Annotated in this window: 26 protein-coding genes and 3 tRNA genes; 20 read left to right on the top strand and 9 right to left on the bottom strand. The window is 63.1% G+C overall.

Annotation, left to right across the window (positions count from 1 at the left end):
- Nucleotide 1 precedes the first annotated feature (1 nt).
- Nucleotides 2-484 (top strand): Csu type fimbrial protein, encoded by a 483-nt coding sequence (locus AC6H0W_RS11005; RefSeq protein WP_497577198.1) that lies wholly within the window; start codon nucleotides 2-4, stop codon nucleotides 482-484.
- A gap of 6 nt (nucleotides 485-490) precedes the next feature.
- Here AC6H0W_RS11005 and AC6H0W_RS11000 read toward each other — a convergent pair whose 3' ends face one another.
- The 5 genes from AC6H0W_RS11000 to ettA all read right to left on the bottom strand — a co-directional run bounded on the left by AC6H0W_RS11000 (nucleotide 491) and on the right by ettA (nucleotide 4,702).
- Complete coding sequence (locus AC6H0W_RS11000) at nucleotides 491-784, bottom strand: hypothetical protein (protein ID WP_497577197.1); 294 nt, start codon at nucleotides 782-784, stop codon at nucleotides 491-493.
- A 139-nt stretch (nucleotides 785-923) separates the two neighbouring features.
- Entirely contained in the window at nucleotides 924-1,268 is a 345-nt protein-coding gene (gene arsC, locus AC6H0W_RS10995) for an arsenate reductase (glutaredoxin) (protein WP_497577196.1), read from the bottom strand.
- A gap of 130 nt (nucleotides 1,269-1,398) precedes the next feature.
- Nucleotides 1,399-1,722, bottom strand: a complete 324-nt coding sequence (locus tag AC6H0W_RS10990; protein WP_497577350.1) for a peptidylprolyl isomerase — start codon at nucleotides 1,720-1,722, stop codon at nucleotides 1,399-1,401.
- A 4-nt stretch (nucleotides 1,723-1,726) separates the two neighbouring features.
- Complete coding sequence (gene purT / locus AC6H0W_RS10985; RefSeq protein ID WP_497577195.1) at nucleotides 1,727-2,908, bottom strand: formate-dependent phosphoribosylglycinamide formyltransferase; 1,182 nt, start codon at nucleotides 2,906-2,908, stop codon at nucleotides 1,727-1,729.
- Nucleotides 2,909-3,037: 129 nt separating this feature from the next.
- Nucleotides 3,038-4,702 carry an energy-dependent translational throttle protein EttA gene (gene ettA, locus AC6H0W_RS10980; protein ID WP_497577194.1) on the bottom strand — a complete coding sequence of 555 codons (1,665 nt, stop codon included), beginning with the start codon at nucleotides 4,700-4,702 and terminating at the stop codon, nucleotides 3,038-3,040.
- Between the two features lie 256 nt (nucleotides 4,703-4,958).
- Here ettA and AC6H0W_RS10975 point away from each other — a divergent pair, with 256 nt between their 5' ends.
- Nucleotides 4,959-5,255, top strand: a complete 297-nt coding sequence (locus AC6H0W_RS10975; RefSeq protein ID WP_497577193.1) for a hypothetical protein — start codon at nucleotides 4,959-4,961, stop codon at nucleotides 5,253-5,255.
- A gap of 38 nt (nucleotides 5,256-5,293) precedes the next feature.
- On the opposite strand, the gene AC6H0W_RS10970 is transcribed toward AC6H0W_RS10975, so the two are convergent.
- From AC6H0W_RS10970 to gcvT, 3 genes are all read right to left on the bottom strand, one after another.
- Nucleotides 5,294-7,036 (bottom strand): ABC transporter transmembrane domain-containing protein, encoded by a 1,743-nt coding sequence (locus AC6H0W_RS10970; RefSeq protein WP_497577192.1) that lies wholly within the window; start codon nucleotides 7,034-7,036, stop codon nucleotides 5,294-5,296.
- A gap of 86 nt (nucleotides 7,037-7,122) precedes the next feature.
- Complete coding sequence (gene gcvH / locus AC6H0W_RS10965) at nucleotides 7,123-7,503, bottom strand: glycine cleavage system protein GcvH (protein WP_497577191.1); 381 nt, start codon at nucleotides 7,501-7,503, stop codon at nucleotides 7,123-7,125.
- 46 nt (nucleotides 7,504-7,549) lie between these two features.
- Nucleotides 7,550-8,638, bottom strand: a complete 1,089-nt coding sequence (gcvT, locus tag AC6H0W_RS10960) for a glycine cleavage system aminomethyltransferase GcvT (RefSeq protein ID WP_497577190.1) — start codon at nucleotides 8,636-8,638, stop codon at nucleotides 7,550-7,552.
- Nucleotides 8,639-8,766: 128 nt separating this feature from the next.
- Between gcvT and AC6H0W_RS10955 the strand changes: the two genes are divergently transcribed.
- The 15 genes from AC6H0W_RS10955 (at nucleotide 8,767) to pnp (ending at nucleotide 24,557) form a co-directional block, all read left to right on the top strand.
- A complete protein-coding gene (locus tag AC6H0W_RS10955; RefSeq protein ID WP_497577189.1) occupies nucleotides 8,767-9,654 on the top strand; it encodes an alpha/beta fold hydrolase in 888 nt (295 codons plus the stop codon).
- 1 nt (nucleotide 9,655) lies between these two features.
- Nucleotides 9,656-10,498 carry a 3',5'-nucleoside bisphosphate phosphatase gene (locus AC6H0W_RS10950; RefSeq protein ID WP_497577188.1) on the top strand — a complete coding sequence of 281 codons (843 nt, stop codon included), beginning with the start codon at nucleotides 9,656-9,658 and terminating at the stop codon, nucleotides 10,496-10,498.
- Nucleotides 10,499-10,508: 10 nt separating this feature from the next.
- Nucleotides 10,509-11,141 carry an L-threonylcarbamoyladenylate synthase gene (locus AC6H0W_RS10945; protein ID WP_497577187.1) on the top strand — a complete coding sequence of 211 codons (633 nt, stop codon included), beginning with the start codon at nucleotides 10,509-10,511 and terminating at the stop codon, nucleotides 11,139-11,141.
- 64 nt (nucleotides 11,142-11,205) lie between these two features.
- Complete coding sequence (locus tag AC6H0W_RS10940; RefSeq protein WP_497577186.1) at nucleotides 11,206-11,865, top strand: site-2 protease family protein; 660 nt, start codon at nucleotides 11,206-11,208, stop codon at nucleotides 11,863-11,865.
- 15 nt (nucleotides 11,866-11,880) lie between these two features.
- The gene (locus AC6H0W_RS10935; protein ID WP_497577185.1) at nucleotides 11,881-13,083 is read left to right on the top strand and encodes a tryptophan--tRNA ligase; all 1,203 of its coding nucleotides are present in this window, start codon (nucleotides 11,881-11,883) and stop codon (nucleotides 13,081-13,083) included.
- 39 nt (nucleotides 13,084-13,122) lie between these two features.
- Nucleotides 13,123-13,953 (top strand): segregation and condensation protein A, encoded by an 831-nt coding sequence (locus AC6H0W_RS10930; protein WP_497577184.1) that lies wholly within the window; start codon nucleotides 13,123-13,125, stop codon nucleotides 13,951-13,953.
- Nucleotides 13,934-14,527 (top strand): SMC-Scp complex subunit ScpB, encoded by a 594-nt coding sequence (gene scpB, locus AC6H0W_RS10925; RefSeq protein ID WP_497577183.1) that lies wholly within the window; start codon nucleotides 13,934-13,936, stop codon nucleotides 14,525-14,527. Before AC6H0W_RS10930 ends, scpB begins: the two co-directional genes overlap by 20 nt.
- Nucleotides 14,469-15,746, top strand: a complete 1,278-nt coding sequence (rluB, locus tag AC6H0W_RS10920) for a 23S rRNA pseudouridine(2605) synthase RluB (RefSeq protein WP_497577182.1) — start codon at nucleotides 14,469-14,471, stop codon at nucleotides 15,744-15,746. The genes scpB and rluB overlap by 59 nt, the downstream gene beginning before the upstream one ends.
- A 122-nt stretch (nucleotides 15,747-15,868) precedes the next feature.
- Nucleotides 15,869-16,297 (top strand): ribosome maturation factor RimP, encoded by a 429-nt coding sequence (gene rimP / locus AC6H0W_RS10915; protein WP_497577181.1) that lies wholly within the window; start codon nucleotides 15,869-15,871, stop codon nucleotides 16,295-16,297.
- 25 nt (nucleotides 16,298-16,322) lie between these two features.
- The gene (gene nusA, locus AC6H0W_RS10910; RefSeq protein WP_497577180.1) at nucleotides 16,323-17,798 is read left to right on the top strand and encodes a transcription termination factor NusA; all 1,476 of its coding nucleotides are present in this window, start codon (nucleotides 16,323-16,325) and stop codon (nucleotides 17,796-17,798) included.
- Nucleotides 17,799-17,811: 13 nt separating this feature from the next.
- A complete protein-coding gene (gene infB, locus AC6H0W_RS10905; protein WP_497577179.1) occupies nucleotides 17,812-20,634 on the top strand; it encodes a translation initiation factor IF-2 in 2,823 nt (940 codons plus the stop codon).
- A 12-nt stretch (nucleotides 20,635-20,646) separates the two neighbouring features.
- A complete protein-coding gene (gene rbfA / locus AC6H0W_RS10900; protein WP_497577178.1) occupies nucleotides 20,647-21,027 on the top strand; it encodes a 30S ribosome-binding factor RbfA in 381 nt (126 codons plus the stop codon).
- On the top strand, nucleotides 21,027-21,929 hold the full coding sequence (gene truB, locus AC6H0W_RS10895; protein WP_497577349.1) for a tRNA pseudouridine(55) synthase TruB: 903 nt from the start codon (nucleotides 21,027-21,029) through the stop codon (nucleotides 21,927-21,929). Before rbfA ends, truB begins: the two co-directional genes overlap by 1 nt.
- Before the next feature lie 87 nt (nucleotides 21,930-22,016).
- The gene (gene rpsO / locus AC6H0W_RS10890) at nucleotides 22,017-22,286 is read left to right on the top strand and encodes a 30S ribosomal protein S15 (RefSeq protein WP_497577177.1); all 270 of its coding nucleotides are present in this window, start codon (nucleotides 22,017-22,019) and stop codon (nucleotides 22,284-22,286) included.
- Between the two features lie 156 nt (nucleotides 22,287-22,442).
- Nucleotides 22,443-24,557, top strand: coding sequence for a polyribonucleotide nucleotidyltransferase (gene pnp, locus AC6H0W_RS10885; protein ID WP_497577176.1), 2,115 nt, complete (start codon nucleotides 22,443-22,445; stop codon nucleotides 24,555-24,557).
- Nucleotides 24,558-24,631: 74 nt separating this feature from the next.
- Here the strand turns inward: pnp and dksA are convergent, their stop codons facing one another.
- Nucleotides 24,632-25,057 carry an RNA polymerase-binding protein DksA gene (gene dksA / locus AC6H0W_RS10880; RefSeq protein ID WP_497577175.1) on the bottom strand — a complete coding sequence of 142 codons (426 nt, stop codon included), beginning with the start codon at nucleotides 25,055-25,057 and terminating at the stop codon, nucleotides 24,632-24,634.
- A 166-nt stretch (nucleotides 25,058-25,223) separates the two neighbouring features.
- On the opposite strand from dksA, the gene AC6H0W_RS10875 reads away from it, so the two are divergent.
- The 3 genes from AC6H0W_RS10875 to AC6H0W_RS10865 all read left to right on the top strand — a co-directional run bounded on the left by AC6H0W_RS10875 (nucleotide 25,224) and on the right by AC6H0W_RS10865 (nucleotide 25,533).
- Nucleotides 25,224-25,300 (top strand) — tRNA-Pro (locus tag AC6H0W_RS10875).
- A 25-nt stretch (nucleotides 25,301-25,325) separates the two neighbouring features.
- Nucleotides 25,326-25,402, top strand: a tRNA-Arg gene (locus AC6H0W_RS10870).
- A gap of 55 nt (nucleotides 25,403-25,457) precedes the next feature.
- Nucleotides 25,458-25,533: transfer RNA gene (locus AC6H0W_RS10865), tRNA-His, on the top strand.
- Nucleotides 25,534-25,573: the final 40 nt, after the last annotated feature.

The following is a 25,573-nucleotide window of genomic DNA, read 5'->3' as shown; positions in this document are numbered from 1 at the left end:
AATGAAGAAATGGCTTGCCGCGGGCGTTCTTGCCCTGTTTGCGCAACATGCCAGCGCGCTGTGCCTTGCGCCGCTATGCACCTGCGGCGTCACCGCAACGCCAGTGAATTTCGGCGCATTCAACCCGCTCGCAGGCACCTTGCGCAGCGCCACCGGTACCGTTCGCATGAACTGCAACAGCACGCTGGGCCTGCTGGTGCCGTATTCCGTGGCGCTCAGCACCGGCAGTGGCACTTACGGCACGAGGAGGATGACGAGTGGCGGGCGCAGCTTGTTCTACAACCTGTACGCGGATGCTGCGCACACGACGGTGTGGGGTGACGGAACGTCAGGCTCCGCCGTTGTCTCCGGCAGCGTGTTGCTGGCGGCGCTGGCGTCTTTCTCATTGCCGATTACGGTATATGGACAGATCAATGCCGGGCAGAACATGCTTGTGCCCGGCACATATACCGACACCTTGACGGTGACCTTGACCTACTACTGAGGCGGGTCAGTAAAAGTCGATGGTGCGCACACGGTAGCGCTGCCAAGGGGTGTCGATGCTCTGGTCACCATCGGTGATTCGCGTCAGCGGCTGAAGCATCTGCGTGTTTTCCACGGAACGGAAGGCCGCTTTGCCAATGCACGCCGTGCTGGTGGCATGGCGGGTGTTGTCGCACGGATCTGCAACAACCAGCGAAACGCCGATGTGGGCGGACTGATTGACCGCGGCAAGCTCTACAGGCTCGGAAGCAAGTACCGAGGCACATAGCAATACGCCAGCCATTCCGGAAACGTAACGCATGATTTGCGAGACCGATCTTGATAAGTGTTCGATTATATCGATGATGCGTTCTGACCGCTGGCGAACGTGATCGCCCGTTTTCGCGTTACGAGGCCGCTCGGCCACAGAAGCTTTTCTGAGCGTGCTTTGCGCGCGGTTTTCATTTTTGTATCAGCGCAACAACATTCTCGGGTGGACGCCCGATCACTGCCCGATCGCCGGCTTCAACGATAGGGCGTTCGATCAGCACCGGGTGCTTCACCATGGCGTCGAGCCAGTCGACCTCGCTCATGTCGCGCCCGGTGTATTCGGCCTTGCACACCTCTTCGCCCCGGCGCACGAGCTCGGACGGCTTCATGTCGAGCTTGCGGAGCAGGTTCGTCAGTTCATCGCGGCTGGGCGGTGTTTCGAGGTAGTGGACGACTTCCGGCGTGATGCCGTGCTCTTCGAGAAGCTCCAGGGCGCCGCGGCTCTTCGAGCAGCGGGGGTTGTGATAGATGCGCATGTGAGTGTCCGATGTCGCGGCGCTGGCCGTTTGGCTGGTCTTGAATGAAACGAGGCAAGCTCGACGGCCGTGGCTGAGCAGGGCCTCGGGCTTGCCTCGTCGTGGTGCAGCGGGCGGTGATCGCTCGAGATCAGTCGTTACGCGAGGTCACTTCCACCAGGTGATAGCCGAATTGCGTCTTCACCGGGCCTTGGACTTCCTTGATCGGGGCAGAGAACACCACTTCGTCGAACTCACGCACCATCTGGCCGCGCCCGAAGCTGCCCAGCTCGCCACCACGACGGCCGGAGGGGCACTTGGAGTGTTTCATGGCCAGCGCGACAAAATCTTCGCCGTTGGCAATGCGGTTTTTCAGGTCGAGACATTCCTCTTCGGTGGCAACGAGGATGTGGCGGGCGCTTGCTTGGGTCATGAGAAACCTCTTCGGGTGGTTGGGCCGGCTCGGCCGGCGTATGAAATCAGAATTCGACGGTCACCGCGCGGGCCGCGCGCAGGGCTTTCTGTTTGGCGGACTCGGTCGATGTGTCCAATGCGAGGGCCACGCCCATGCGGCGGCGGCCATGCACCTCGGGCTTGCCGAACAGACGCAGGGCGGTATCGGGCTCGGCCAGAGCGGCGCCCAGATTGCCGAAGCTCGCTTGCGCGGAATCGCCATCGACCAGAATCACCGCCGAAGCCGACGGGCCGTGAAAGCGCACCCCCGGAATCGGCAGGCCGAGAATCGCGCGCGCATGCAGCGCAAACTCGGACAGATCCTGCGAGATCAGCGTCACCAGGCCGGTGTCGTGCGGGCGCGGCGACACCTCGCTGAACCACACCCGGTCACCTTTCACGAACAATTCCACGCCGAACAGACCGCGGCCGCCGAGGGCTTCGGTGACGGCATGGGCAATGCGCTCGGATTCGGCCAGCGCCTTTTCGCTCATGGCCTGCGGTTGCCATGATTCGCGGTAGTCGCCGTCTTCCTGGCGGTGACCCACCGGCGGGCAGAAGCTGGTGCCGCCCACGTGGCGCACGGTGAGCAAGGTGATCTCGTAATCGAAGTCGACAAAGCCTTCGACGATCACCCGGCCTTGTCCGGCGCGGCCGCCTTGCTGGGCGTACTCCCAGGCCGGCGCAACGTCTTCGAGCTTGTGCAGTACGCTCTGCCCCTTGCCGGACGAACTCATCACCGGCTTCACCACGCACGGGAAGCCCACCGCCTCAACGGCTGCGGAGTACTCCAGAAAGGTGTCGGCAAAGCGGAACGGCGAGGTCGGCAGGCCAAGCTCTTCGGCGGCCAGCCGGCGAATGCCCTCGCGGTCCATGGTGAGTTGCGTGGCGCGCGCGGTGGGCACCACGGTGTAGCCCTCGGCCTCAAGCTCCACCAGCGTCGCGGTGGCGATGGCCTCGATCTCGGGCACGATGTACTGCGGCTTCTCCTGCTCGATGATCGCCCGCAGCGCGGCGCCGTCGAGCATGCTCACCACGTGGCTGCGGTGCGCCACCTGCATGGCCGGCGCGTTGGCGTAGCGGTCGACCGCGATCACCTCGCAGCCAAGGCGTTGCAGTTCGATGGCGACTTCCTTGCCAAGCTCGCCCGAGCCGCACAGCAGCACGCGCGTGGCCGTCGGGGAGAGTGGGGTACCGATTCGGGTCATGCGGTGTTCCATCGAGCGGGTTCAAACGTCAGTGATTGCGGTGCGCAAGCCATGGAGGGCAGCGCTGCGTCGCGGGACTGCGGCGCTGCCTTTGCAATGACGGACCCTGAAGCGGGCCCGTCTGCGTTCTCAGCGTGCAATTGGCTTGTAGCGGATGCGCTTGGGTTTGGCACCTTCTTCGCCCAGACGCTTCTTCTTGTCCTCTTCGTATTCCTGGTAGTTGCCCGCGTAGAACGTCCATTGCGAATCGCCTTCGGCGGCGAGAATGTGCGTACAGATGCGGTCGAGGAACCAGCGGTCGTGCGACACGATCAGCGCGCAGCCGGCGAACTCCAGCAGTGCGTCTTCGAGCGCGCGCAGGGTTTCCACGTCGAGGTCGTTGGACGGCTCATCCAGCAGCAGCACGTTGCCGCCCGAGATCAGCGTCTTGGCCAGATGCAGACGGCCTCGCTCACCACCTGACAGGTTGCCGACGATCTTCTGCTGGTCGCCGCCTTTGAAGTTGAAGCGGCCGATGTAGGCGCGGCTGGGCATTTCGAATTTGCCCACGGTCAGCACGTCGGCGCCATCGGCGATGGCTTCGAACACCGTCTTGTCGTCCGGCAGACCTTCGCGGGATTGGTCGACCGAGGCGATCTGTACTGTCGAGCCGATGTCGATGGTGCCGGAATCGGGCTGTTGCAGGCCGCGGATCATCTTGATCAGCGTGGATTTACCCGCGCCGTTGGGGCCGATGATGCCGACGATGGCGCCCGGCGGAATGCTGAAGCTCACATTGTCCATCAGCAGCTTGTCGCCGAAGGCCTTGGACACGCCGTTGAACTCGATGACCTTGTCGCCCAGGCGCTCGCCCAGCGGAATGAAGATTTCCTGCGTCTCGTTGCGGCGCTGGTATTCGACCGACGACATCTCTTCGTAGCGGGCCAGACGCGCCTTGCTCTTGGCCTGACGCGCTTTGGGGTTGGAGCGCACCCACTCCAGTTCCTGCTTCATGGCTTTCATGTGGGCAGCCTCCTGCTTGCTCTCCTGAGCAAGGCGGTCGCCTTTCTGCTCCAGCCACGACGAATAGTTGCCCTTCCAGGGGATGCCGTGACCACGGTCGAGTTCGAGAATCCACTCGGCAGCGTTGTCCAGGAAGTAGCGGTCGTGGGTGACGGCCACCACGGTGCCCGGGAAGCGCACGAGGAACTGCTCCAGCCATTCCACGGATTCGGCATCCAGGTGGTTGGTGGGTTCGTCCAGCAGCAGCATGTCGGGTTTGGAGAGCAGCAGCTTGCACAGCGCCACGCGGCGTTTTTCACCGCCCGACAGGTTGCCGATGGTAGCGTCCCACGCCGGCAGGCGCAGCGCATCGGCGGCGATTTCCATCTGGGTTTCGGTGTCGTTGCCGGCAGCCGCGATGATGTTTTCGTATTTGGCCTGGTCTTCGGCAAGCTTGTCGAAGTCGGCATCGGGCTCGGCATAGGCGGCGTAGATCTCTTCGAGCTTCTGCTTGGCCTCCATGATCTCGCCCAGACCGGATTCGACTTCTTCGCGCACGGTCTTGTTGGGGTCGAGCTGCGGCTCCTGCGGCAGATAGCCGCGGCGAATGCCGGCCAGCCACTGCACCTCGCCGTCGAATTCCTTGTCTTCGCCGGCCATGATGCGCAGCACGGTGGATTTGCCCGCGCCGTTCAAGCCGAGCAGGCCGATCTTGGCGCCGGGGAAGAAAGAAAGGGAGATGTCCTTGATGATCTGGCGCTTGGGCGGAACAACCTTGTTCACGCGCAGCATCGACATGACGTATTGGGCCATTGCGAACCTGTGTCTCATGGGTGACGAACGAAAGACGAGAGTTTACCACCGACGGTAGGACCGCCGGCTCTGCCGGGCATCATCGTAGGGCGCGATAAGCGCAGCGCATTGCGCCGCATGGGCTGGTTACTCCCGACTTTCTTTGAAAACAGCGGCCCAGCCAAAAACAGAGTTATGCTTCGTGAATGATTGATCGAGCTGTCAGAAAAGTTTCACGCGCTCGAGTATGTAAAAGGTGCTTTTAATAATCGAGCTCATGGACAAAGACAAATCTTCACGACTAGACGTCGAAGGAAGCGCCAGGGAGCAGTCGAACACCGCAGGTGTTGCCGAAGGAGCCTGCAGTGCATTTCAACTCATTGAAATTTTCGGTGTGTTGTTTCTGTCTGCGTGTCTGCTCTACGTTGCAAGCGTTTTCATGCTCAGTGGCCAGCGGGGAAGTTCCTATATCGTGCTGGGCATCACCCTCGTCCTATATTTCCTGAACAAGTACTTCATTGACTGGGCAAAGTTGGTACGTTGCCTGCGTAAGCGATGGAGTGCGCAAAAATAATCCGGTGACGCTCGATCACTTAGGATGCGGAATAGCGATTAAGCCGTAAACTGCAAGCGCGCCAGATGCGCGTACAAGCCATCGCGCTCGATCAACTCGGCATGCGTGCCGGTCTCGACGATGCGGCCGGCTTCCATCACCACGATGCGATCGGCGCGCTGCACGGTGGCCAGACGGTGAGCGATCACCAGCGTCGTGCGGTTCTCCATCAGGCCTTCCAGCGCGGCCTGCACCATGCGTTCGCTCTCGGCGTCGAGCGCCGAGGTTGCTTCGTCGAGCAGCAACACCGGCCGGTCGGCGAGAATGGCGCGGGCAATGGCGATGCGTTGGCGCTGCCCGCCCGAGAGCTTTACGCCGCGCTCGCCCAGATCGGTGTCGTAGCCCTGCGGCAGGCGCTGCACGAATTCGTCGGCGTGCGCTGCGCGGCAGGCGGCGAGAACTTCGTCCAGAGAGGCATCCGGGCGGGCGTAGCGCACGTTGTCGGTGACGCTGCCCGAGAAGATCACCGCCTCTTGCGGCACCAGCGCGATGCGGCTGCGCACGGCCTGCGGGTCGGCCTCGTGCAAGGGCACGCCATCGAGCAGGATGCGGCCCGTGTCCGGGTCGTAAAAGCGCAGCAGCAACTCAAATACCGTGGTCTTGCCCGCGCCCGAAGGGCCGACCAGCGCCACCGTTTCGCCGGGGGCGACTGCCAGCGTGAACTCATCCAAGGCGGGCGTATCGGGCCGGGTTGGGTAATGAAAGCCAGTGTTCTCAAAACACAGTTCGCCACGCGGGGGGCTGGGAAGAGCCGCCGGGTTGGCCGGTGCGCGAATGGCCGGGGTGGCGTCGAGAATCTCCATCAGCCTTTCGGTGGCACCGGAGGCGCGCTGCAATTCACCCCATACCTCAGACAGCGCGGCGACGCTGCCGGCCACCAGCGCCGCGTAGAACACGAAGGCCGATAGCTCTCCGGCTGTAATGCGGCCGGCCAGCACATCATGCCCGCCGATCCACAGAATGCAGGCGATGGCCCCGAACACCAGCAGCATCACCGCTGCCACCAGTACGGCACGGGTGCGCACGCGCTGGCGTGCGGTGTCGAAGCTCGCGCCGATCAGCCGGCCGAATTCGCTGCGGTCCTGCGTCTCGTGGCCGTAGGCCTGAACGATGCGGATCTCGTGAATGGTTTCGTCGATGCGGTTGCCAAGGTCCGCGATGCGGTCTTGCGACTCACGCGCCAGTTTGCGCACGCGGCGCCCGTAGAACAGGATCGGCACGATCACCAGCGGCACACCCACCAGCGTCAGCAGCGTGAGTTTGAGGCTGGTGGTGAACAGCATGATCAGGCCGCCCACCAGCATCAGCAGATTGCGCAAGGCAATCGACAGGCTGGAGCCCACCACGCTCTCGATTTGCGCGGTATCCGAGGTGAGCCGCGAAATCATCTCGCCCGTGCGCCCGGCCTCGAACCACGAGGGTGGCAGGCTGAGCAGGTGGTCGAACACCCGCGCGCGCAAATCGGCGGTAATGCGCTCGCCCAGCCACGACACGTTGTAAAAGCGCGTGAAGGTGGCTGCCGTCAGCACCACGATGACGCCGAACATCGCCGCCAGAGTGCGATCCAGCCACTCCGGGTCGCCCGCCGAAAAGCCCTGGTCGATCACCGCTCGCAGGCCTTGGCCGACGGCCAGCATCGCCACGGCGGCAACGATCAACGCCAGCGCGGCCACGCCCACGCGCGCCTTGTAGGGGTGCAGCATGGCGGCAAAGAAGGGGAGCGTGGAGAGGGGTTTGGACATGTCGGAGGCGTTTGGCCTGAGATGGGGGGCAGAGGTCAGGCCGAGTGCATCTTCAGCGGCGAGGACGGCGGGCAGCGACTGCAGGCTTACTCGCCGATCTCTTTCTTGTAGCCAGCGGCATCGAGCAGGCCGGAAAGATCCGCAGCTGCGGGCTGAAGCTTGAACAGCCAGGTGTCGTACGGCGCGTCATTCAAGCCTTCCGGTGCATCCACGGCCGCGTCGTTCACCGCAAGCACTTCACCGGCAAGCGGGGCATGAATGTCGGAAGCGGTCTTCACCGATTCCACCACCGCGCAGGCTTCGCCGGCTTCGACCTTGCGACCGACTTTGGGCAGCTCGAGAAAGACGATGTCACCGAGTTCGTCCTGCGCGTGGTCGGTGATGCCGACGGTGAGCGTGCCGTCGGATTCGAGGCGCGACCATTCGTGGGTGGGGGCGTAGCGCAGCTCGGCGGGGATCTTGCTCATCAGGGTGCTCCGGGTGTGTTTGTGATGTTGGGCGCGATGGTACCGCTCAAACGAGCGGTTTGCCGTCACGCACGAAAGGCGGTTCGACGACGCGGGCGGGAATGCGCTCGCCGCGTAGTTCGATTTCAACCGTATCGCCGGCCTGCGTTCCCTGCGGCAGGCGGGCAAAGGCAATGGCCCGGCCCAGCGTGGGCGAAAACACCGCACTGGTGGTGACGCCGTTTCCGCGCGGGGCGAAGACCGGCATGCGCGCTTCGGGCTCGGGCGCATCGAAGACCAGCCCCATGATGCAGGCGATCCAGGGTTTGTCCTCAAGGGCTTCGCGGCCGAAGAACTCGCGCTCGGGATCGGAAAAATCGATGGTGCGCACCAGCCCGACATCCAGCGGCGTGCGGCGGTCGTCCATGTCCAGCCCGTACTGCCGAAAGCCGGCTTCGAGCCGCAAGGTATTGCGAGCAGTGAGGCCGCAAGGGCGCACGCCGGCCTTGAGCAGCGCTTCCCACATGGCTTCGGCGCGGTAAATGGGTACGCCGATCTCCAGCCCGTCTTCGCCGGTGAAACCGGTGCGTGCGATGAACAGATCGGACAGGCGCACGGCCGAGAAGGGGGCGGGAATGCCGCGGGATGTGTTCAGCTCGGGAATGGCCCGCGCGGCACGTTCGACAGCCTTGGGGCCCTGGATGGCCAGCATGGCAAGGTCGTTGCGCGTGTCCAGGGTGACGTTGATGGCGTTGGCTGCGATGCATTTGCGCATCCAACGCACGTCGCGCTCGGTATTGCCGGGGTTGGCTACCAGACGGTATTCGGCGTCGGAGATGCGATACACGATGAGGTCGTCGAGAATGCGCCCGTCGTCGTCGAGCATGCATGAATACAGCGTGCTGCCGGGGCGCTTGAGCGACGCCACATCGTTGGCCAGCAACTGGCGCAGAAACGGCGTCGCACCAGCCCCCGAGACCTCGAAGGTTACGAGGTGCGAAACGTCGAACACGCCGGCAGCCTGGCGTACCGCCATGTGTTCTTCCAGCGCGGAGCCATAGTCGGAGGGCATTTCCCAGCGTGACTGCTCGGACATGCGCGCGCCTGCGGCCAAATGTGCGGCGTGCAGCGGAGAGGTCTTGAGCGGGAGGTTCATCGGGCAATCTCTCGGGAGCGATCAACAGCTTCGAATTCTGATGAGCCGCCAAAATGGCGGCGGCACGATAGCACCGGCCCGCGTTGCACTGCAACGTAAGCCGACCCTCGCACGGTATCATGCACGGCATGAAGTCATTTCAGAGTCATTTCCACCAGTTGCGCGGCATTCGCGTGCATGTGCGCGAATGGGGGCAGCCGGGCAGGCCGATGCTGGTCATGCTGCACGGCTGGTCAGACGTTTCGGCCACGTTTCAGTTCGTCATCGACGCCTTCGAGCACGATTGGCACATCGTCGCGCCGGACTGGCGCGGGCACGGCCTGACGGGGCGCGGAGACGACGCCTACTGGTTCGCCAATTACATGGGTGATCTCGACGCTTTGCTGCGCGTGTATTCGCCTGATGCGCCGGTGCGCATGGTCGGCCACAGCATGGGTGGCAATGTGGCGCACATCTACGCCGGTGTGCGGCCGCATCGCGTGCGTGCGCTGGCCACGCTCGAGTCGCTGGCACGTGCCGAGCGCCCGGCGGACGAAGCGCCCGAGCGCTACGAAACCTGGCTGGATCAACTCGCCGCACGCAAGGCGCCCCGCAGCTACACCAGTATCGACGCGCTGGCCGTGCGTCTGCGCCGCGCCAACCCACGGCTCACCGAAGCGCGTGCGCTGTTCATGGCGCAGCAATACACCGAGCCGGCAGGCGACGGCGGCGTGAGCATTGCCGTGGAGCCCGCGCACCGCAACGTGCATCCGGTGATGCACCGCCGCAGCGAGGCCGAAGCCTGCTGGCGCCGCATCACCGCGCCGGTGCTGTGGTTGATGCAGGAAGGGCCGCAGTGGCGCGAGATTCGCGGCATCGACGCCGCGGCCTACGATCACACGCGGCGCTGCTTTCGTGATCTGCGCGAAACGGCCATCGCCGATTGCGGTCACAATATGCAGCACGACCAGCCCGAATGCGTGGCGGCCGAGCTGGAAGCTTTCTTTGCCGACGTTGCGCCCTACCACACTGGATGACATGAGTACTTTCCCCGGCAACCCCGATCTGCACTGCCATTCCAACGCCTCCGACGGCTGGTTGCCGCCGGGCGAGGTGGTGCGCCGCGCGCACGCCAACGGTGTGGACATGCTGGCGCTGACCGATCACGACACTCTGGGCGGGCTCGAAGAGGCCAGCATCGAGGCCAGGCGTCTCGGGGTGAAACTGATCGACGGCGTGGAAATCTCGGTGACCTTCGCCAATGAAACGGTGCACATCGTCGGCCTCAACGTGGACCGTCATGACACAACGCTGCAGCAGGCGCTCGCCACGCTGCGCGAGGGGCGACAAGAGCGTGCTCGCCGCATGGGTGATGCGCTGGCCGAAGTCGGCGTGCATGGTGTGTATGAGGGCGCGCTGCAGCTCGCGCACAACCCCGAGATGGTGGGGCGCGCGCATCTGGCGCGGCAGATCGTCGCCAGCGGTCATCAGCCGGATGTGAATGCGGTGTTCCGCCATTACCTCGCCAAGGGCAAGCCCGGCTATGTCGAGCACGAGTGGGCCAGGCTGGAAGATGCGGTGGGCTGGATTCTCGGCGCGGGTGGCGTGGCCGTCATCGCCCACCCTGCACGCTACCGTCTGTGCGAAATCGGCATGGAGCATCTGTTCGACCGTTTCGTGGCCTGCGGCGGCGAAGCGGTCGAGGTGGTGACCAGCTCGCACACCGACGATGAAGTGCGCCTGTACGCCGAGTTGGCGCGCCGCCGCGGCATGCTGGCCTCGCGTGCTTCCGATTTTCATGGTGTGGCCGAAAGCCGCATCGATCTGGGCTGCTGCCCGCCACTGCCGGCCGAGCTTGAGCCGGTGTGGTCCCGCTTCTGAATACACTCACATGTCTCAATTTTTCAGCGTCCACCCCGACCAGCCCCAACCGCGCCTGATGCGTCAGGCCGCGGACATCGTGCGCGGGGGCGGGCTGATCGTGTTTCCCACCGATTCGGCTTACGCGCTGGGCGGCCAGATGGGCAACGCCGATCTGCTGGCGCGCATCCGACGCATCCGCGATGTCGATGAGCGTCATCACTTCACGCTGATGTGTCGCGACCTGTCCGAGATCGCCACTTACGCGCGGGTCGACAACAGCCAGTACCGCCTGCTCAAGGCGACCACGCCGGGCACCTACACGTTCATTCTCGAGGGCACGCGCGAGTTGCCGCGCCGCCTGCTGCACCCCAAGCGCAAGAGCATCGGGCTGCGCGTGCCCGACCACCCGGTGGTGGCGGCCTTGCTGGCCGAGTTGGGCGAGCCGCTGCTGAGCTCGACCTTGCTGCTGCCCGGCGACGAGCACCCCCTGACCGACGCCCACGACATTGCCGAGCGGCTCGGCAAGCAGGTGGATCTGGTCATCGAGGCCGGCTTTTGCGGCCCCGAGGCCACCAGCGTGATCGACCTCACGTCGGGCGCCCCCGAACTGATTCGCGCAGGCAAGGGCGATCTGCAGCCGTTCGGCCTGGAAGCCCCTTGATGCCGGCGGGCGGGCCATTGCCCCGCACTCTGCTAGAATCCGGCGTTTTCAAGCCTGAAGGCTTATGGATACGCTGATACAAACCATCGCGATCTGGGCGCTGCCCGTGCTGCTGGCGATTACGCTGCACGAGGCGGCCCACGGCTATGTCGCGCGACATTTCGGCGATCCGACGGCAGAGCAGGCGGGGCGCATCACGCTCAACCCGTTCAGCCACATCGACCCGGTGGGCACCATTGCCGTGCCGGCAGGCATTCTCGCTCTGTCGATCCTGCTGGGCAGCTCGGGCATGTTGTTCGGCTGGGCCAAGCCGGTGCCGGTCAATTTCGGCCGCTTGCGCAACCCCAAGGCCGACATGCTGTGGGTGGCCGCGGCCGGCCCCTTCATGAATCTGCTGATGGCCTTCGGCTGGGCAGCAGTGCTCAAAATCGTGGTTAGCTCCGGTGCCGGCCCCTATACCGATGCGCTGGTCCAGATGTCGATTGCCGGCATCACCATCAACGCCATCCTGATGTTCCTCAATCTGCTGCCGTTGCCGCCGCTTGATGGCGGACGCATTGCGGTCAGCCTGCTGCCCGATCGTCTGGCGTGGAATTTCGCGCGCATCGAGCCGTATGGCTTCCCGATCCTTTTGGTGCTGCTGTTCTCGGGTATCCTCGGGGCCATCCTGTGGCCCATGATTGGCGCCTTCCGCAGCCTGATCACGACAATTTTCGGTTTCTAGTCCAAGTAAAAGACCATGTACGCAGAACGCGTTCTCTCCGGCATGCGACCCACCGGTCGCCTGCACCTCGGCCACTACCACGGCGTCCTCAAGAACTGGGTGAAACTGCAGGAGGAATACCCCTGCCTGTTTTTCGTCGCCGACTGGCACGCACTGACCACCAACTACGATTCGCCGCAGGTGATCGAAGAGAGCGTGTGGGACATGCTGGTCGACTGGCTCGCTGCCGGTGTCGATCCGGCGCAGGCCACGCTGTTCATCCAGTCGCGCGTGCCCGAGCATGCCGAGCTGCACCTGTTGCTGTCGATGATGACGCCGCTGGGCTGGCTCGAACGCGTGCCGACCTACAAGGACCAGCAGGAAAAGCTCGCCAACAAGGATCTGTCCACCTACGGCTTCCTGGGCTACCCGTTGCTGCAGTCGGCCGACATCCTGATCTACCGCGCCGACAAGGTGCCGGTGGGTGAAGACCAGGTGCCGCACGTGGAGATCACGCGTGAAGTCGCGCGCCGCTTCAACCACCTGTACGGTCGTGAGCCGGGTTTCGAAGAGAAGGCCCGCGAAGCGGCCCGCAAGCTGGGCACCAAGCGCTCGCGCCTGTACTTCGAGCTGCGTACGCGCTTCCAGCAGGAGGGCGACGAAGCCGCGCTGGAGCAGGCCCACGCCGTACTAGAAGAGGCGCAGAACCTCAGCATGAGCGATCGTGAGCGTCTGTACGGTTATCTCGAAGGCAGCAGCAAGATGATTCTTGCCGAGCCCGAGGCGCTGCTCACCGAAGCCGCACGCATGCCGGGGCTGGACGGGCAGAAGATGTCCAAGAGCTACGGCAACACCATCTTTCTGCGCGAAGACCCCGAATCGGTCACCAAGAAAATCCGCACCATGCAGACCGACCCCGCACGCGTGCGTCGCACCGATCCGGGTGACCCGGCGAAGTGCCCGGTGTGGCAGTTCCACGTGGTGTATTCCGATGATTCCACGCGCGAATGGGTGCAGAGCGGCTGTCGCAGCGCCGGCATTGGCTGTCTTGACTGCAAGCAGCCGGTCATCGAAGCCATCGTGGCCGAGCAGAACATCATGCGCGAGCGCGCCCAGCCGTACATTGAAGATCCGTCGCTGGTGCGCAACGTGATTGCCGACGGTTGCGAACGTGCCCGCAAGCTCGCGCAAGAGACCATGCGTGACGTGCGCGAAAGCATGGGTCTGTCGTACTCGTGATGGCGCGCGCTTGCGAAGGCCGGCGGCGTTCGGGATAGAATGGAGCGGCCGCTTGACCTTGCGCCGGTGGAAACCGGCGAACAGCTTGAAGCGGTCGCGCGCCTGTATGGCGCGCCGATGCTCGAACTGCCGAAGGATCTCTACATCCCGCCCGATGCGCTGGAAGTGTTTCTCGAGGCCTTCGAAGGTCCATTGGACCTGTTGCTGTACCTGATTCGCAAGGCGAACCTCGATATCCTCGACATTCCGATGGCGCCGCTCACGCGGCAGTATCTCGGCTACGTCGAGGCTATGCGACGTCACAATCTCGAATTGGCCGCCGACTATCTGCTGATGGCGGCCACCTTGCTCGAGATCAAGTCACGCATGTTGTTGCCGCGCCCCAAGCGCGCGGATGACGACGACGAGCAGGATCCGCGCGAAGAGCTGGTGCGCCGCCTGCTCGAGTATGAACAGATGAAGTTGGCAGCCTTGCGGCTGGACGCGCTGCCCAGAATCGATCGTGATTTCGATACGGTTGGCGTGTTCGTGGCCGAACGTATCGTCGAGCGCATGCCCGAAGTCAGCCTGCACGATCTGCAGCTGGCGTGGCTGGCCATCATGAAAAAGGCCAAGCTCACGCAGCATCACACCGTGCGGCACGACGAACTGTCGGTGCGCGAACACATGAGCCTGATCCTGCGCAAGCTCGCCTCGGGCAGCTTCGTGGCTTTCGAGGCGGTGTTCGATCTGGCGCATGGCCGCGCCGGGCTGGTGGTTGGATTTCTTGCGATGCTCGAGCTGGTGAAAGAACGGCTTGTGGTGGTGACCCAGATGGAACCGATGGCGCCGATCTACGTGAAACTCGCCCATGCACCTGCAGACGCCTGAGGACTACAAGCGCGTCATCGAGACGGCGTTGCTCGCGGCCACCGGTCCGCTGGCCACGGGCGATCTGCGCCGCATGTTCGAGCCCGATCCGGGGCCCGAACTGGTGCGCAAGCTGCTCGACGATTTGCGTGCCGACTGGAACGGACGCGGCATCGAGCTGACTCAGACGGCGACGGGTTGGCGCTTTCAGACCCGCATCGAGTTTCAGGTGTATCTCGATCGCCTGAAAGATGAAAAACCGCCGAAGTATTCCCGCGCGGTGCTGGAGACGCTGGCAATCATTGCCTATCGCCAGCCGGTGACGCGGGGTGACATCGAGGATATCCGCGGCGTCGTGGTATCCCCGAACGTAATCAAGACACTGGAGTCTCGCGGTTGGGTCGACGTAGTCGGCCATCGCGACACGCCGGGCCGGCCGGCGTTGCTTGCAACCACCCGGCGTTTTCTCGACGACCTTGGCCTGCGCAGCCTCTCCGAGTTGCCGCCACTCGTCGAAATCGAAAGGATGATGGACCTTGTCGAAACCCAGGAAATCGCGCAGCCCGCTGCGCCCCTCGACCAAGAACAAGTCTGAAGACAGCCCGCAGGGCGGCAACCCCGCCATGCGCGCCGATGCCCACAAGTCGGCGCTGGGGTCGTTCAAGCGCGAAGGCCCGCCGCGCGCGCGTCCGCCGCGCCCAGGTGCGGTGCCAGCCCTCAAACCCGCCTCGTTCGCCGAGCCCGAGCGCCTGCAGAAGGTGCTTGCACAGATCGGAATCGGTTCGCGCCGCGAAATCGAAGAGTGGGTGATTGCCGGGCGTATTTCCGTCAATGGCCTGCCGGCCTCGCTGGGTCAGAAGATCGGGCCGGGTGACCTGGTCAAGCACAACGGCAAGGTCATTCCGCTGAAGTTTGCCGAGCAGCGCGAATCGCGCGTGCTGATTTATCACAAGCCCGAAGGCGAGATCGTCTCCCGCGATGACCCGGATGGCCGTGCATCGGTGTTCGAGCGTCTGCCGATGCTCAAGCGCGGTCGCTGGATCGCCATCGGCCGTCTGGACTTCAATACCTCGGGGCTGCTGCTGTTCACCAACGATGGTGATCTGGCCAACAAGATGATGCACCCGCGTTACGAGATGGAACGTGAGTACGCCGTGCGTCTGCTCGGCTCGCTGACGGACGAGCAGATCACGTCGCTCACTACCGGCATCCAGCTCGAAGACGGCCCGGCACGCTTCGGGTCGCTGCGTGACGCAGGCGGCGAGGGCGTTAACCACTGGTATCGCGTCACGCTATCCGAAGGGCGTAACCGCGAAGTGCGCCGCATGTTCGAGTCGGTCGGCCTGACCGTCAGCCGCTTGATGCGCGTGCGTTACGGCCCGGTCGAGCTGCCGACGCGCCTCAAGCGCGGCATGTGGATGGACATGCCGCAGGATCAGGTGCGCGCGCTGTCCGGCGACACCAGCCCGCAGCGCCAGCAGCGCCCGGACGAAAAGAGTCGCCAACGTCGCAACGAAGGCAAGGTGCACCGCACCACTGCGCCGCAAGGTGCCAGTGGTGAAGCCCGTGGCGGCAACCGCAAGCCCAAGCCGCAGGGCGGGGCCCCGCGCAGTCCGAACTCGCGCATGCGTGTGGACGATGCGGCCGGGCAGGCAGGCGAGGGGGCGCAGAAAGACGGCAATCGCGCTTCGCGCAATGGCAATCGGTCGCAGCGCAGCCGCAACGCACCGGGCAATGCTGCGGAGAATGCCGCCGGCAACCACTCTGGCAATGCTTCGCCGCAACGCAGCAGAAGGCCACGCAAAATTGCCTGATTGACGCTCGGGAGGTTATACTCCCGGGCATTCGGCGCAACCCAACCCGGGCTTGCGCCGGTCTTCCAGTTGAAATCAACAGGGATGGGCGTTATGCCCATTTTTTATTTGTGGGCGCGGAAATGGACATCGAAGGTCTCGTCGAACAGATCGTCAGCGGGCTCGGGTATGAGCTCGTGGACTTCGAGAGCACTCCGAAAGGTCGGCTGTTACGCATTTTCATCGACATCGAGCGTGGCATCACGGTGGATGACTGCGCCACCGTGAGCAATCAGATCACGCGCGTGTTCGAGGTCGAGAACATCGACTACGACCGGCTTGAGGTTTCCTCGCCGGGGCTTGATCGGCCGCTGAAGAAAGTCGCTGATTTCGAGCGCTTCATCGGTCAGGAAGTGCAGCTGCGTCTGCGCATGCCGCTGAATAACCAACGTAATTACATCGGTGTGCTGGCCGGCTACGAAGACGGCCAGGTGCGCCTCACGACGGGGAAGGGCGAGATCGCTCTTCCCTTTGATGAAATCGAAAAAGCACGCCTGGTTCCCAGGTTCTGAGTATCCGGATGTGGAGGTTTTGTAAATGAGCCGCGAAATACTGCTGCTTGTGGATGCGCTGGCACGTGAAAAGAACGTCGAGAAAGACATCGTGTTTTCGGCGCTCGAGTCGGCGCTCGCATCCGCGACGAAGAAGCGAATTCACGACGACGCCGATGTGCGCGTGACGATCGACCGTGACACGGGCGATTACGAGTCTTTCCGCCGTTGGGTGGTCATGCTCGATGAAGAGGTCACCAACGATGAAGCCGAGATGGGCATCATCGATGCGCGTGATGTCGATGCCGACATCCAGCTGGGCGACTTCATCGAAGAGCCGCTCGAGCCGATCGACTTCGGTCGTGTGGGTGCTCAGGCGGCCAAACAGGTCATCCTGCAGAAGATCCGCGATGCCGAGCGTGAGCAGGTGCTGAACGATTTCCTTGATCGCAAGGAGCATCTCGTCTCCGGCACGATCAAGCGCATGGAGCGTGGCAACGCCATCATCGAAGTGGGTCGTCTGGAGGCCGTCATTCCGCGCGACCAGATGGTGCCGCGTGAAAACCTGCGCGTGGGCGACCGCGTCAAGGCGTTCCTGCTGCGCATCGACCGCAGCGCGCGTGGCCCGCAACTGATCCTGTCGCGCACCGCGCCGGAGTTTCTGGCCAAGCTGTTCGAACTGGAAGTGCCGGAAATCGAAGAAGGCCTGCTCGAGATCAAGGGCTGCGCACGCGACCCCGGTCTACGCGCCAAGATCGCCGTGCATTCGCACGATCCGCGCATCGATCCGATCGGCACCTGCGTCGGCCTGCGCGGTTCGCGCGTGACCGCCGTACGTAACGAGATTGCCGGCGAGCAGATCGACATCATCATCTGGTCGGCTGACCCGGCGCAGTTCGTCATCGCCGCGCTGCAACCGGCCGAAGTGGTTTCCATCGTCGTCGACGAAGAAAACCACAGCATGGATGTGGTGGTGGACGAGAACAACCTCGCCATCGCCATCGGCCGTAGCGGCCAGAACGTCAAACTGGCCTCCGAACTGGCCGGCTGGACGATCAACCTGATGAGCGAAGAGGAATCGGCCAAGAAGTCCGACGCCGAGCGCAGCGGCTTGCGCGACCTGTTCATCAGCAAGCTTGATGTCGATGAAGAGCTCGCCGACATCCTGATCGACGAAGGTTTTGCTTCGCTCGAAGAAATCGCCTACGTCCCGCTCGCCGAGATGCTGGAGATCCAGGCCTTCGACGAAGAGACCGTAAACGAATTGCGCGATCGCGCACGTAACGTCCTGCTGACCGAGGCCATCGTGACCGAAGAGCAGTTGGAGCACGTTGCCGAAGACATGCTCGCACTCGAAGGCATGGACAAATCACTGGCCGCAAAACTCGCCCAGAACGACGTGCGCACGCGCGACGATCTGGCTGATCTGGCCGTCGACGAACTGGTGGAAATGGCCGGCATTCCGGCAGATCGCGCTGCGGCGCTGATTTCCGTTGCTCGTGCGCACTGGTTCGAAGAATGAGGGGAGGGATTCAATGGATGAAATGAGCGTTACCCAGTTTGCCGGCGAGCTGAAGATGCCGGCCAGCGTGCTGCTCGAGCAACTGCAGAAGGCCGGTGTGGCCAAGGGCGGTGTCGACGATTTGCTCACGGAGCATGACAAAGCACGTCTGCTGGATTATCTGCGTCGCTCGCACGGTGAAACTCAGCCGAAGGGCAAGATCACGCTGACGCGCAAACAGACTTCCGAAATTCGTGCGACCGATTCGTCGGGCCGTGCCCGTACGGTGCAGGTTGAGGTGCGCAAGAAGCGCGTCTTCGTGAAGCGCGACGAACTTGCTCCGGAATCCTCTTCGAGTGCCGAGCCGGAAGCTGAGCTTGAGGTCGAAACTGCTGCGCCGGTAGCCGAAGCCCCGGTGCAGACGCCCGAGCCGATCGAGTCGCCCGTGGTCGAGGCCGTTCCGGAGCCGGAGCCTGTCCCCGAGCCGGTTGAAGTTGCACCCGAGTCGGCACCCGAACCCGAGCCTGAGCCGGAACCCGAGAGCACCCCGGTTGCGGCCGAAGCACCGCCGCCCGCCAAGGAAGAAGCGCCTGCCGCCAAGGCCGAACCGGAAGCTCCGGCGCCGCGCAGGATGACGCGTGTGGCTGCCAGCACCTATCTGTCGGCTGAAGAAATCGCCTCGCGTGAAGCAGAAGAGCAGCGCATGCGCGCTCTGCGGGCACGTCAGGAAGCAGACATCAAGGCCAAGCAAGAGCGTGAGCTTGCCGCCGTGGCCGCACGTCAGGCCGCCGCTGCAGCAGCCGAGCAGCAGAGCGCCGCCCCCAGCGAAGAAGAACGCCGTGGCGCCAAAGGCCCCACCGGCACTTTGCATCGCCCGAACAAGACCGAAGAGCGCGAAGTCAGCAAGGACGGCCGTCGTGGCCGTGCTGCTCCGGCGCCTGCCGACGATGCGCCCAAGGGTCGTCGTGGTCTGAAAGTGCGTGGTGACATCGGTGGCGGTGCCGGCGGCAACTGGAAAGGTGCTCGTGGTGGTGGCCGTTCGGGGCGTGGCAACAACCGCAACGAGCAGACCAACTTCCAGGCGCCGACCGAACCCATCGTGCGTGAAGTGCACGTACCGGAGACGATTACCGTCGCTGATCTGGCGCACAAGATGGCGGTCAAGGCAGCCGAACTCATCAAGGTCCTGATGAAGATGGGCTCCATGGTCACCATCAACCAGGTGCTGGACCAGGAAACGGCCATGATTCTGGTCGAGGAAATGGGCCACAAGGCCCTGGCAGCCAAGCTCGACGACCCGGATGCCTTCCTCGAGACGTCCGAAGATCAGCACCAGGATGCGGTTTCCGAAGCGCGTGCGCCGGTCGTTACCGTCATGGGTCACGTCGACCACGGCAAGACCTCGCTGCTCGACTACATCCGTACCGCCAAAGTGGCGGCGGGCGAAGCCGGCGGCATCACGCAGCACATCGGCGCCTATCACGTCGAAACGCCGCGCGGCATGCTCACCTTCCTCGACACCCCGGGTCACGAAGCCTTTACGGCGATGCGTGCTCGCGGTGCCAAGGCCACCGACATCGTGATCCTGGTGGTCGCTGCCGACGACGGCGTGATGCCGCAGACGCGTGAAGCCATCCACCACGCCAAAGCTGCGGGTGTGCCTTTGGTGGTTGCGGTGAACAAGATCGACAAGCCGGAAGCCAACCCCGAGCGCGTCAAGCAAGAGCTGGTTTCCGAAGGCGTGGTGCCTGAGGAATACGGCGGTGACGCCATGTTCATCAACGTCTCGGCCAAAACCGGTCAGGGCATTGATGACTTGCTCGAAGGCATTCTGCTGCAGGCTGAAGTGCTTGAGCTGACCGCGCCGGTGGATACGCCGGCCAAAGGTCTGATCATTGAAGCGCGCCTCGACAAGGGTCGTGGCCCGGTGGCCTCGCTGCTGGTGCAGTCGGGCACGCTGAACAAGGGCGATGTGGTGCTGGTTGGTGCGACCTTCGGCCGCATCCGCGCCATGCTGGACGAAAACGGCAAGTCGATCGACTCGGCCGGCCCGTCGATTCCGGTCGAGATTCTCGGCTTGTCGGATGTACCGGCAGCAGGTGATGAAGCCATCGCGCTGGTCGACGAGAAGAAGGCTCGCGAAATCGCGCTGTTCCGTCAGGGCAAGTTCCGTGACGTGAAGCTGGCCAAGCAGCAGGCGGCCAAGCTCGAGAACATGTTCGAGCAGATGGGCGAAACCGAGGTCAAGGCACTGCCGCTGATCGTCAAGGCCGACGTGCAGGGCTCGCAGGAAGCACTGGTGCAATCGCTGAACAAGCTCTCCACCGACGAAGTGCGTGTGAACGTGATTCACGGCGCTGTGGGCGGCATCACCGAGTCCGACGTGAACCTTGCGCAGGCCTCCGGTGCGGTCATCATCGGCTTCAACACGCGTGCCGATTCGGGCGCACGTCGTTTGGCCGAGAGCTTCGGCGTCGACATCCGCTACTACAACATCATTTACGACGCCGTGGATGACGTGAAGGCAGCGCTGTCCGGCATGCTTTCGCCCGAGAAGCGCGAGAACATCATCGGCATGGTCGAAGTCCGTCAGGTCTTCCGCGTGCCGAAGGTCGGTGCGGTGGCGGGTTGCTACGTTACCGAAGGCATGGTCAAGCGCGGTTCGCTGGTGCGTGTGCTGCGCGACAACACCGTCATCCACAGCGGCAGCCTGGAATCGCTCAAGCGCTTCAAGGACGACGCCAAGGAAGTGCGCAGCGGCTTCGAGTGCGGCCTGTCGGTCAAGAACTACAACGACATCGCTGAAGGCGACCAACTGGAGATCTACGAGATCCAGGAAATCGCCCGCTCGCTGTAAGCAGGAAGCCGGATGCCCAAGGACTTTTCCCGCAGCCAGCGCGTCGTCGAGCAGATTCAGCGCGAGTTGGCCGAGCTGATCCGGACCGAGGTGAAGGACCCCCGCGTGGGGTTCATCACCTTGACCGGCGTCGAAATCACGCCTGATTACGCGCACGCCAAGGTGTTCTTCACCTCGATGCTGGGCGAAGAGAAGGTGCCCGAGATCCTCGTCGGTCTGCGCCGCGCAGGCGGCTTTCTGCGTCGTGAGCTGGGTCGCCGTGTGCGCATCCACACCACGCCGGAGTTGCACTTCGTGTACGACCGTTCGGTGGAAGAGGGCAGCCGCATGTCCAAGCTCATCGACCAAGTCGTGCGTGAAGACGAAGCGCGCGCCGAGAAGGATGCCGACTGATCGTGTCGGCTCCGCAACGCAGGGTTCCGCGAGAGCGCATTGACGGCGTGCTGTTGCTCGACAAGCCGTCGGGCATGAGTTCCAACGCCGCATTGCAGCAGGCCAAGCGCCGGCTGAACGCGGCCAAGGCAGGGCACACGGGCACGCTTGATCCGCTGGCCACCGGCCTGTTGCCGCTGACATTCGGCGAAGCCACCAAGTTTTCGCAAATGCTGCTCGACGCCGACAAGGTGTACGAGGCAGTCGTGCGGCTGGGTGTCGAAACCGACAGTGGAGACGCCGAAGGGCAAGTCATCGCCACCGCGGACGTGGCCTACGAGCCATCCGCGCTTGATGCCGCGCTGGATGCTTTGCGTGGCGAAATCGAGCAGATTCCGCCCATGCATTCGGCGCTCAAGCGTGACGGCAAGCCGTTGTATGAATACGCACGGGCCGGTATCGAGGTGGAGCGTGCGCCGCGCCGCGTCACCATCCACGCGCTGGATTGCCTGAGCGTCACGGGGGAGGAAGTCACCCTGCGCGTGCATTGCAGCAAGGGCACCTACATCCGCACGTTGGCCATCGACCTGGGGCGTGCGCTGGGGTGTGGCGGGCATTTGACGGCACTGCGCCGAACGGCGATCGGGGCGTTCGACCTCGAACAGGCAGTCACGCCCGAGATGTTGAATGAGGCCGCGGAGCCAAAAGCTCTGCTGGCGCCTGCCGATGCATTGGTGGCGGCCTTCGAGCAAGTCGATCTGGATGAAGCGTCCGGGGCGGCCATGCTGCAGGGCAGGGAAGTGGCAGCGCCTGGCCGGGAAGGTCTGGTTCGCCTGTATTGCCAAGGCCGTTTCATCGGTCTTGGAGAGCGCCGCAGCAACGGGCGTGTGGCGGCGAAGCGCCTGATCGCCACAGATCAATGATTTCGTTTGGAATGATTGAGTTTTAAGCAGTGTGCGGGCTATAATCGCGCACTTAAGATTTGCAGATTGATACGAGTAAAAAACCAAATGGCTCTCGAAACCGCAACCAAGTCCAAAATCGTCACCGATTTCCAGCGCGCACCGGGCGACACCGGTTCGCCGGAAGTGCAGGTCGCTCTGCTGACCGCACGCATCAACGGTCTGACCGGTCACTTCAAGGCTAACGCCAAAGACCATCACTCCCGTCGTGGTCTGCTGAAAATGGTCAGCCAGCGTCGCAAGCTGCTGGACTACCTGAAAGGCAGCAATGCCGACAGCTACCGCAGCCTGATCGAGCGTCTGGGCCTGCGTAAGTAATCTGCTCGCTTGCCGAGCCGGACTACGCCCATCGCTCTACCCGTGCGAAAAGCCGGTACGGTTTCATACACCGTTCCGGCTTTTTCTTTGTTGTGGTCCAGTCACTGACGTTTGCGGTTGTCGTCTGCCGCAAGTCCCTACTGAAAGGAATTCATCGTGCTCCAATCCATCAAGAAGACATTCACGTACGGTGCCCATACCGTCACCCTCGAAACGGGTGAAATCGCCCGTCAGGCCGGTGGCGCCGTCATCGTCAACATGGACGACACCGTCGTTCTGGTGACCGTTGTCGCCCAGCGCGAAGCCAAGGCTGGTCAGGATTTCTTCCCGCTTACCGTCGATTACGTTGAAAAGTTCTATGCCGCCGGCCGTGTTCCCGGCGGTTTCTTCAAGCGCGAAGGCCGTCCGACCGAGAAAGAGACGCTGACCTGCCGCCTGATCGATCGCCCGATTCGCCCGCTGTTCCCGGACGGCTTCTACAACGAAGTTCAGGTCATCGCGATGGTGATGTCGCTGAACCCGGAAGTCGATGCCGACATTCCCGCCATGATCGGCGCCTCCGCCGCTCTGGCCATCTCCGGTGTGCCGTTCAACGGCCCGATCGGTGCAGCGCGCGTCGGCTACATCAACGGTGAATACGTTCTCAACCCGACCCAGAGCCAGCTGAAAGAAAGCCAGCTCGACCTCGTCGTCGCCGGTACCGAAACCGCCGTGCTGATGGTTGAATCCGAAGCCAAAGAGCTGCCGGAAGACGTCATGCTGGGTTCGGTGGTGTTCGGTCACGACCAACTGCAGAACGCCATCCGCGCCATCAACGAGCTGGTCGAAGTCGCTGGCAAGCCCGAGTGGGATTGGCAGGCTGCAGCCCCGAACGAGCCGCTGATCGCGCGTATCCGCTCGCTCGCCGAAGCCGAGCTCAACGAAGCCTACAACCTCACCAGCAAGCAGCAGCGCACCGTCAGCGTCAACGGCGTGCGCAACAAGGTGCTGGCTGCTCTGGCTGAAGACGGCGAAAACGCGCCGTCCGGCAACGAAGTCAAAGACATCTTCCACAACCTCGAAGCCGAGATCGTGCGTAACCGCATCCTCAGCGGCGAGCCGCGCATCGACGGTCGCGACACGCGTACCGTGCGTCCGATCGAGATCCGCGTCGGCGTGCTGCCGCGCACGCACGGTTCGGCGCTGTTCACGCGTGGTGAAACCCAGGCCATCGTGGTGGCTACGCTGGGTACCGGTCGTGACGAGCAGATCATCGACGCCATCGCCGGTGAGTACCGCGAAAACTTCATGCTGCACTACAACTTCCCGCCGTTCTGCACGGGCGAGACCGGTCGTTTTGGCGGCACCAAGCGTCGCGAAATCGGCCACGGCCGTCTCGCCAAGCGCGCGCTGATCGCTGCGCTGCCGAAAGCCGAAGATTTCGGCTACACCGTGCGTCTGGTGTCGGAAATCACCGAATCGAACGGTTCCAGCTCGATGGCCTCGGTGTGCGGCGGCTCGCTCGCACTGATGGACGCCGGTGTGCCGATGACCAACCACGTGGCCGGTATCGCCATGGGCCTGATCAAGGAAGGCAACCGTTTCGCCGTGCTGACCGACATCCTGGGTGACGAAGATCACCTCGGCGACATGGACTTCAAGGTGGCCGGTACCGACAACGGCGTGACCGCTCTGCAGATGGACATCAAGATCCAGGGCATCACCAAGGAAATCATGCAGGTCGCCCTGGCCCAGGCCAAGGAAGGCCGCATGCACATCCTCGGCATCATGAAGGAAGCGCTGTCGTCCAACCGTGGCGAAGTGTCGGCCTACGCCCCGCGCATGCTGTCCATGAAGATCAACCCCGAGAAGATCCGCGACGTGATCGGCAAGGGTGGTGCAGTCATCCGTGGTCTGCAGGAAGAGACCGGCGCAATCATCGAAATCTCCGATGACGGCTCCATCACCATCTCGTCGGTGAGCTCGGAAGGCGCTGAACTGGCCAAGAGTAAGATCGAAGGCATCACGGCGGAAGCCGAGGTGGGTCGCGTGTATGACGGCACCGTGGTGCGTCTGCTCGACTTCGGCGCCATCGTGAACATCCTGCCGGGCAAGGATGGCCTGCTGCACATCTCGCAGATCGCCAACGAGCGCGTCAATGCCGTGACCGACTACCTGTCCGAAGGCCAGGCAGTGCGCGTCAAGGTGCTCGAGACCGACGAGCGCGGCAAGATCCGTCTGAGCATGAAAGCGCTGCTCGAAGAGCAGGCGGCTGCCACGCCGGCCGAGTAATACCGGCTTGCGCCAAACACAAAGGGACGCTGCGGCGTCCCTTTTTTCATTGCTGCTGCGAACTGCTAAGTGCGTTACTTGGCGACCTGGCGTTCGCGGATTTCCTCGAGCGTCTTGCAGTCGATGCACAGCGTGGCCGTAGGGCGGGCTTCCAGGCGCTTCAGGCCGATCTCCACCCCACAGCTGTCGCAGTAGCCGTAATCGCCGTCACGGATGCGCCCAAGGGCTTCATTGACCTTCTTGATGAGGCGGCGCTCGCGGTCGCGGTTGCGCAGCTCGAGTGCGATGTCGGATTCCTGACTGGCGCGGTCATTCGGGTCGGCAAACACCGTGGCTTCGTCCTGCATCGTATGCACGGTACGGTCGATGTCTTCCATCATGGTCTGGCGGGCGGTTTCGAGCATTGCCCGGAAATGGGCGAGCTGCTTTTCATTCATGTATTCCTCGCCTTTAGCGGGAACATATGGCACGAAACTCTTGTGAAGCGATTCGTCTGACATGCGCGCTATCCGAAAAGGAGAGAAGGCGCACTAATAGCAGAATCGATTCATGCCGACAAGCGGAAAACATGGCTGCTGGCTGATCTGCGGTTGTTTTGTGTTTGATGCGGAATATCGCGAATGAGGTTTGACGCACCATGCCTTGCTGTGTAGAATGCGCGGCTCTCGGGGTGTAGCGCAGTCCGGTAGCGCGCTTGCTTTGGGAGCAAGATGTCGGGGGTTCGAATCCCTCCACCCCGACCAGCTCACTCCGGATGGCCCGAAGGATCTGCCCGTAGCTCAACTGGATAGAGCACCGGCCTTCTAAGCCGGGGGTTGCAGGTTCGATTCCTGCCGGGCAGGCCAGGTAGGGATAACAAGTTTCTCGCGTGGCGGTCTTTGACCGATGCGCATGAAAGTGGCGGCATTAGCTCAGTTGGTAGAGCACTGGATTGTGGCTCCAGTTGTCACGGGTTCGATTCCCGTATGTCGCCCCACAAAAAAGAACGGCACCCCTCGGGGTGCCGTTTCTCGTTT

The organism is Pseudazoarcus sp. NS20, from assembly GCF_059703745.1.
Note: the sequence above shows the minus strand (reverse complement) of the source record. Positions and strands in the feature narration are given on the sequence as shown.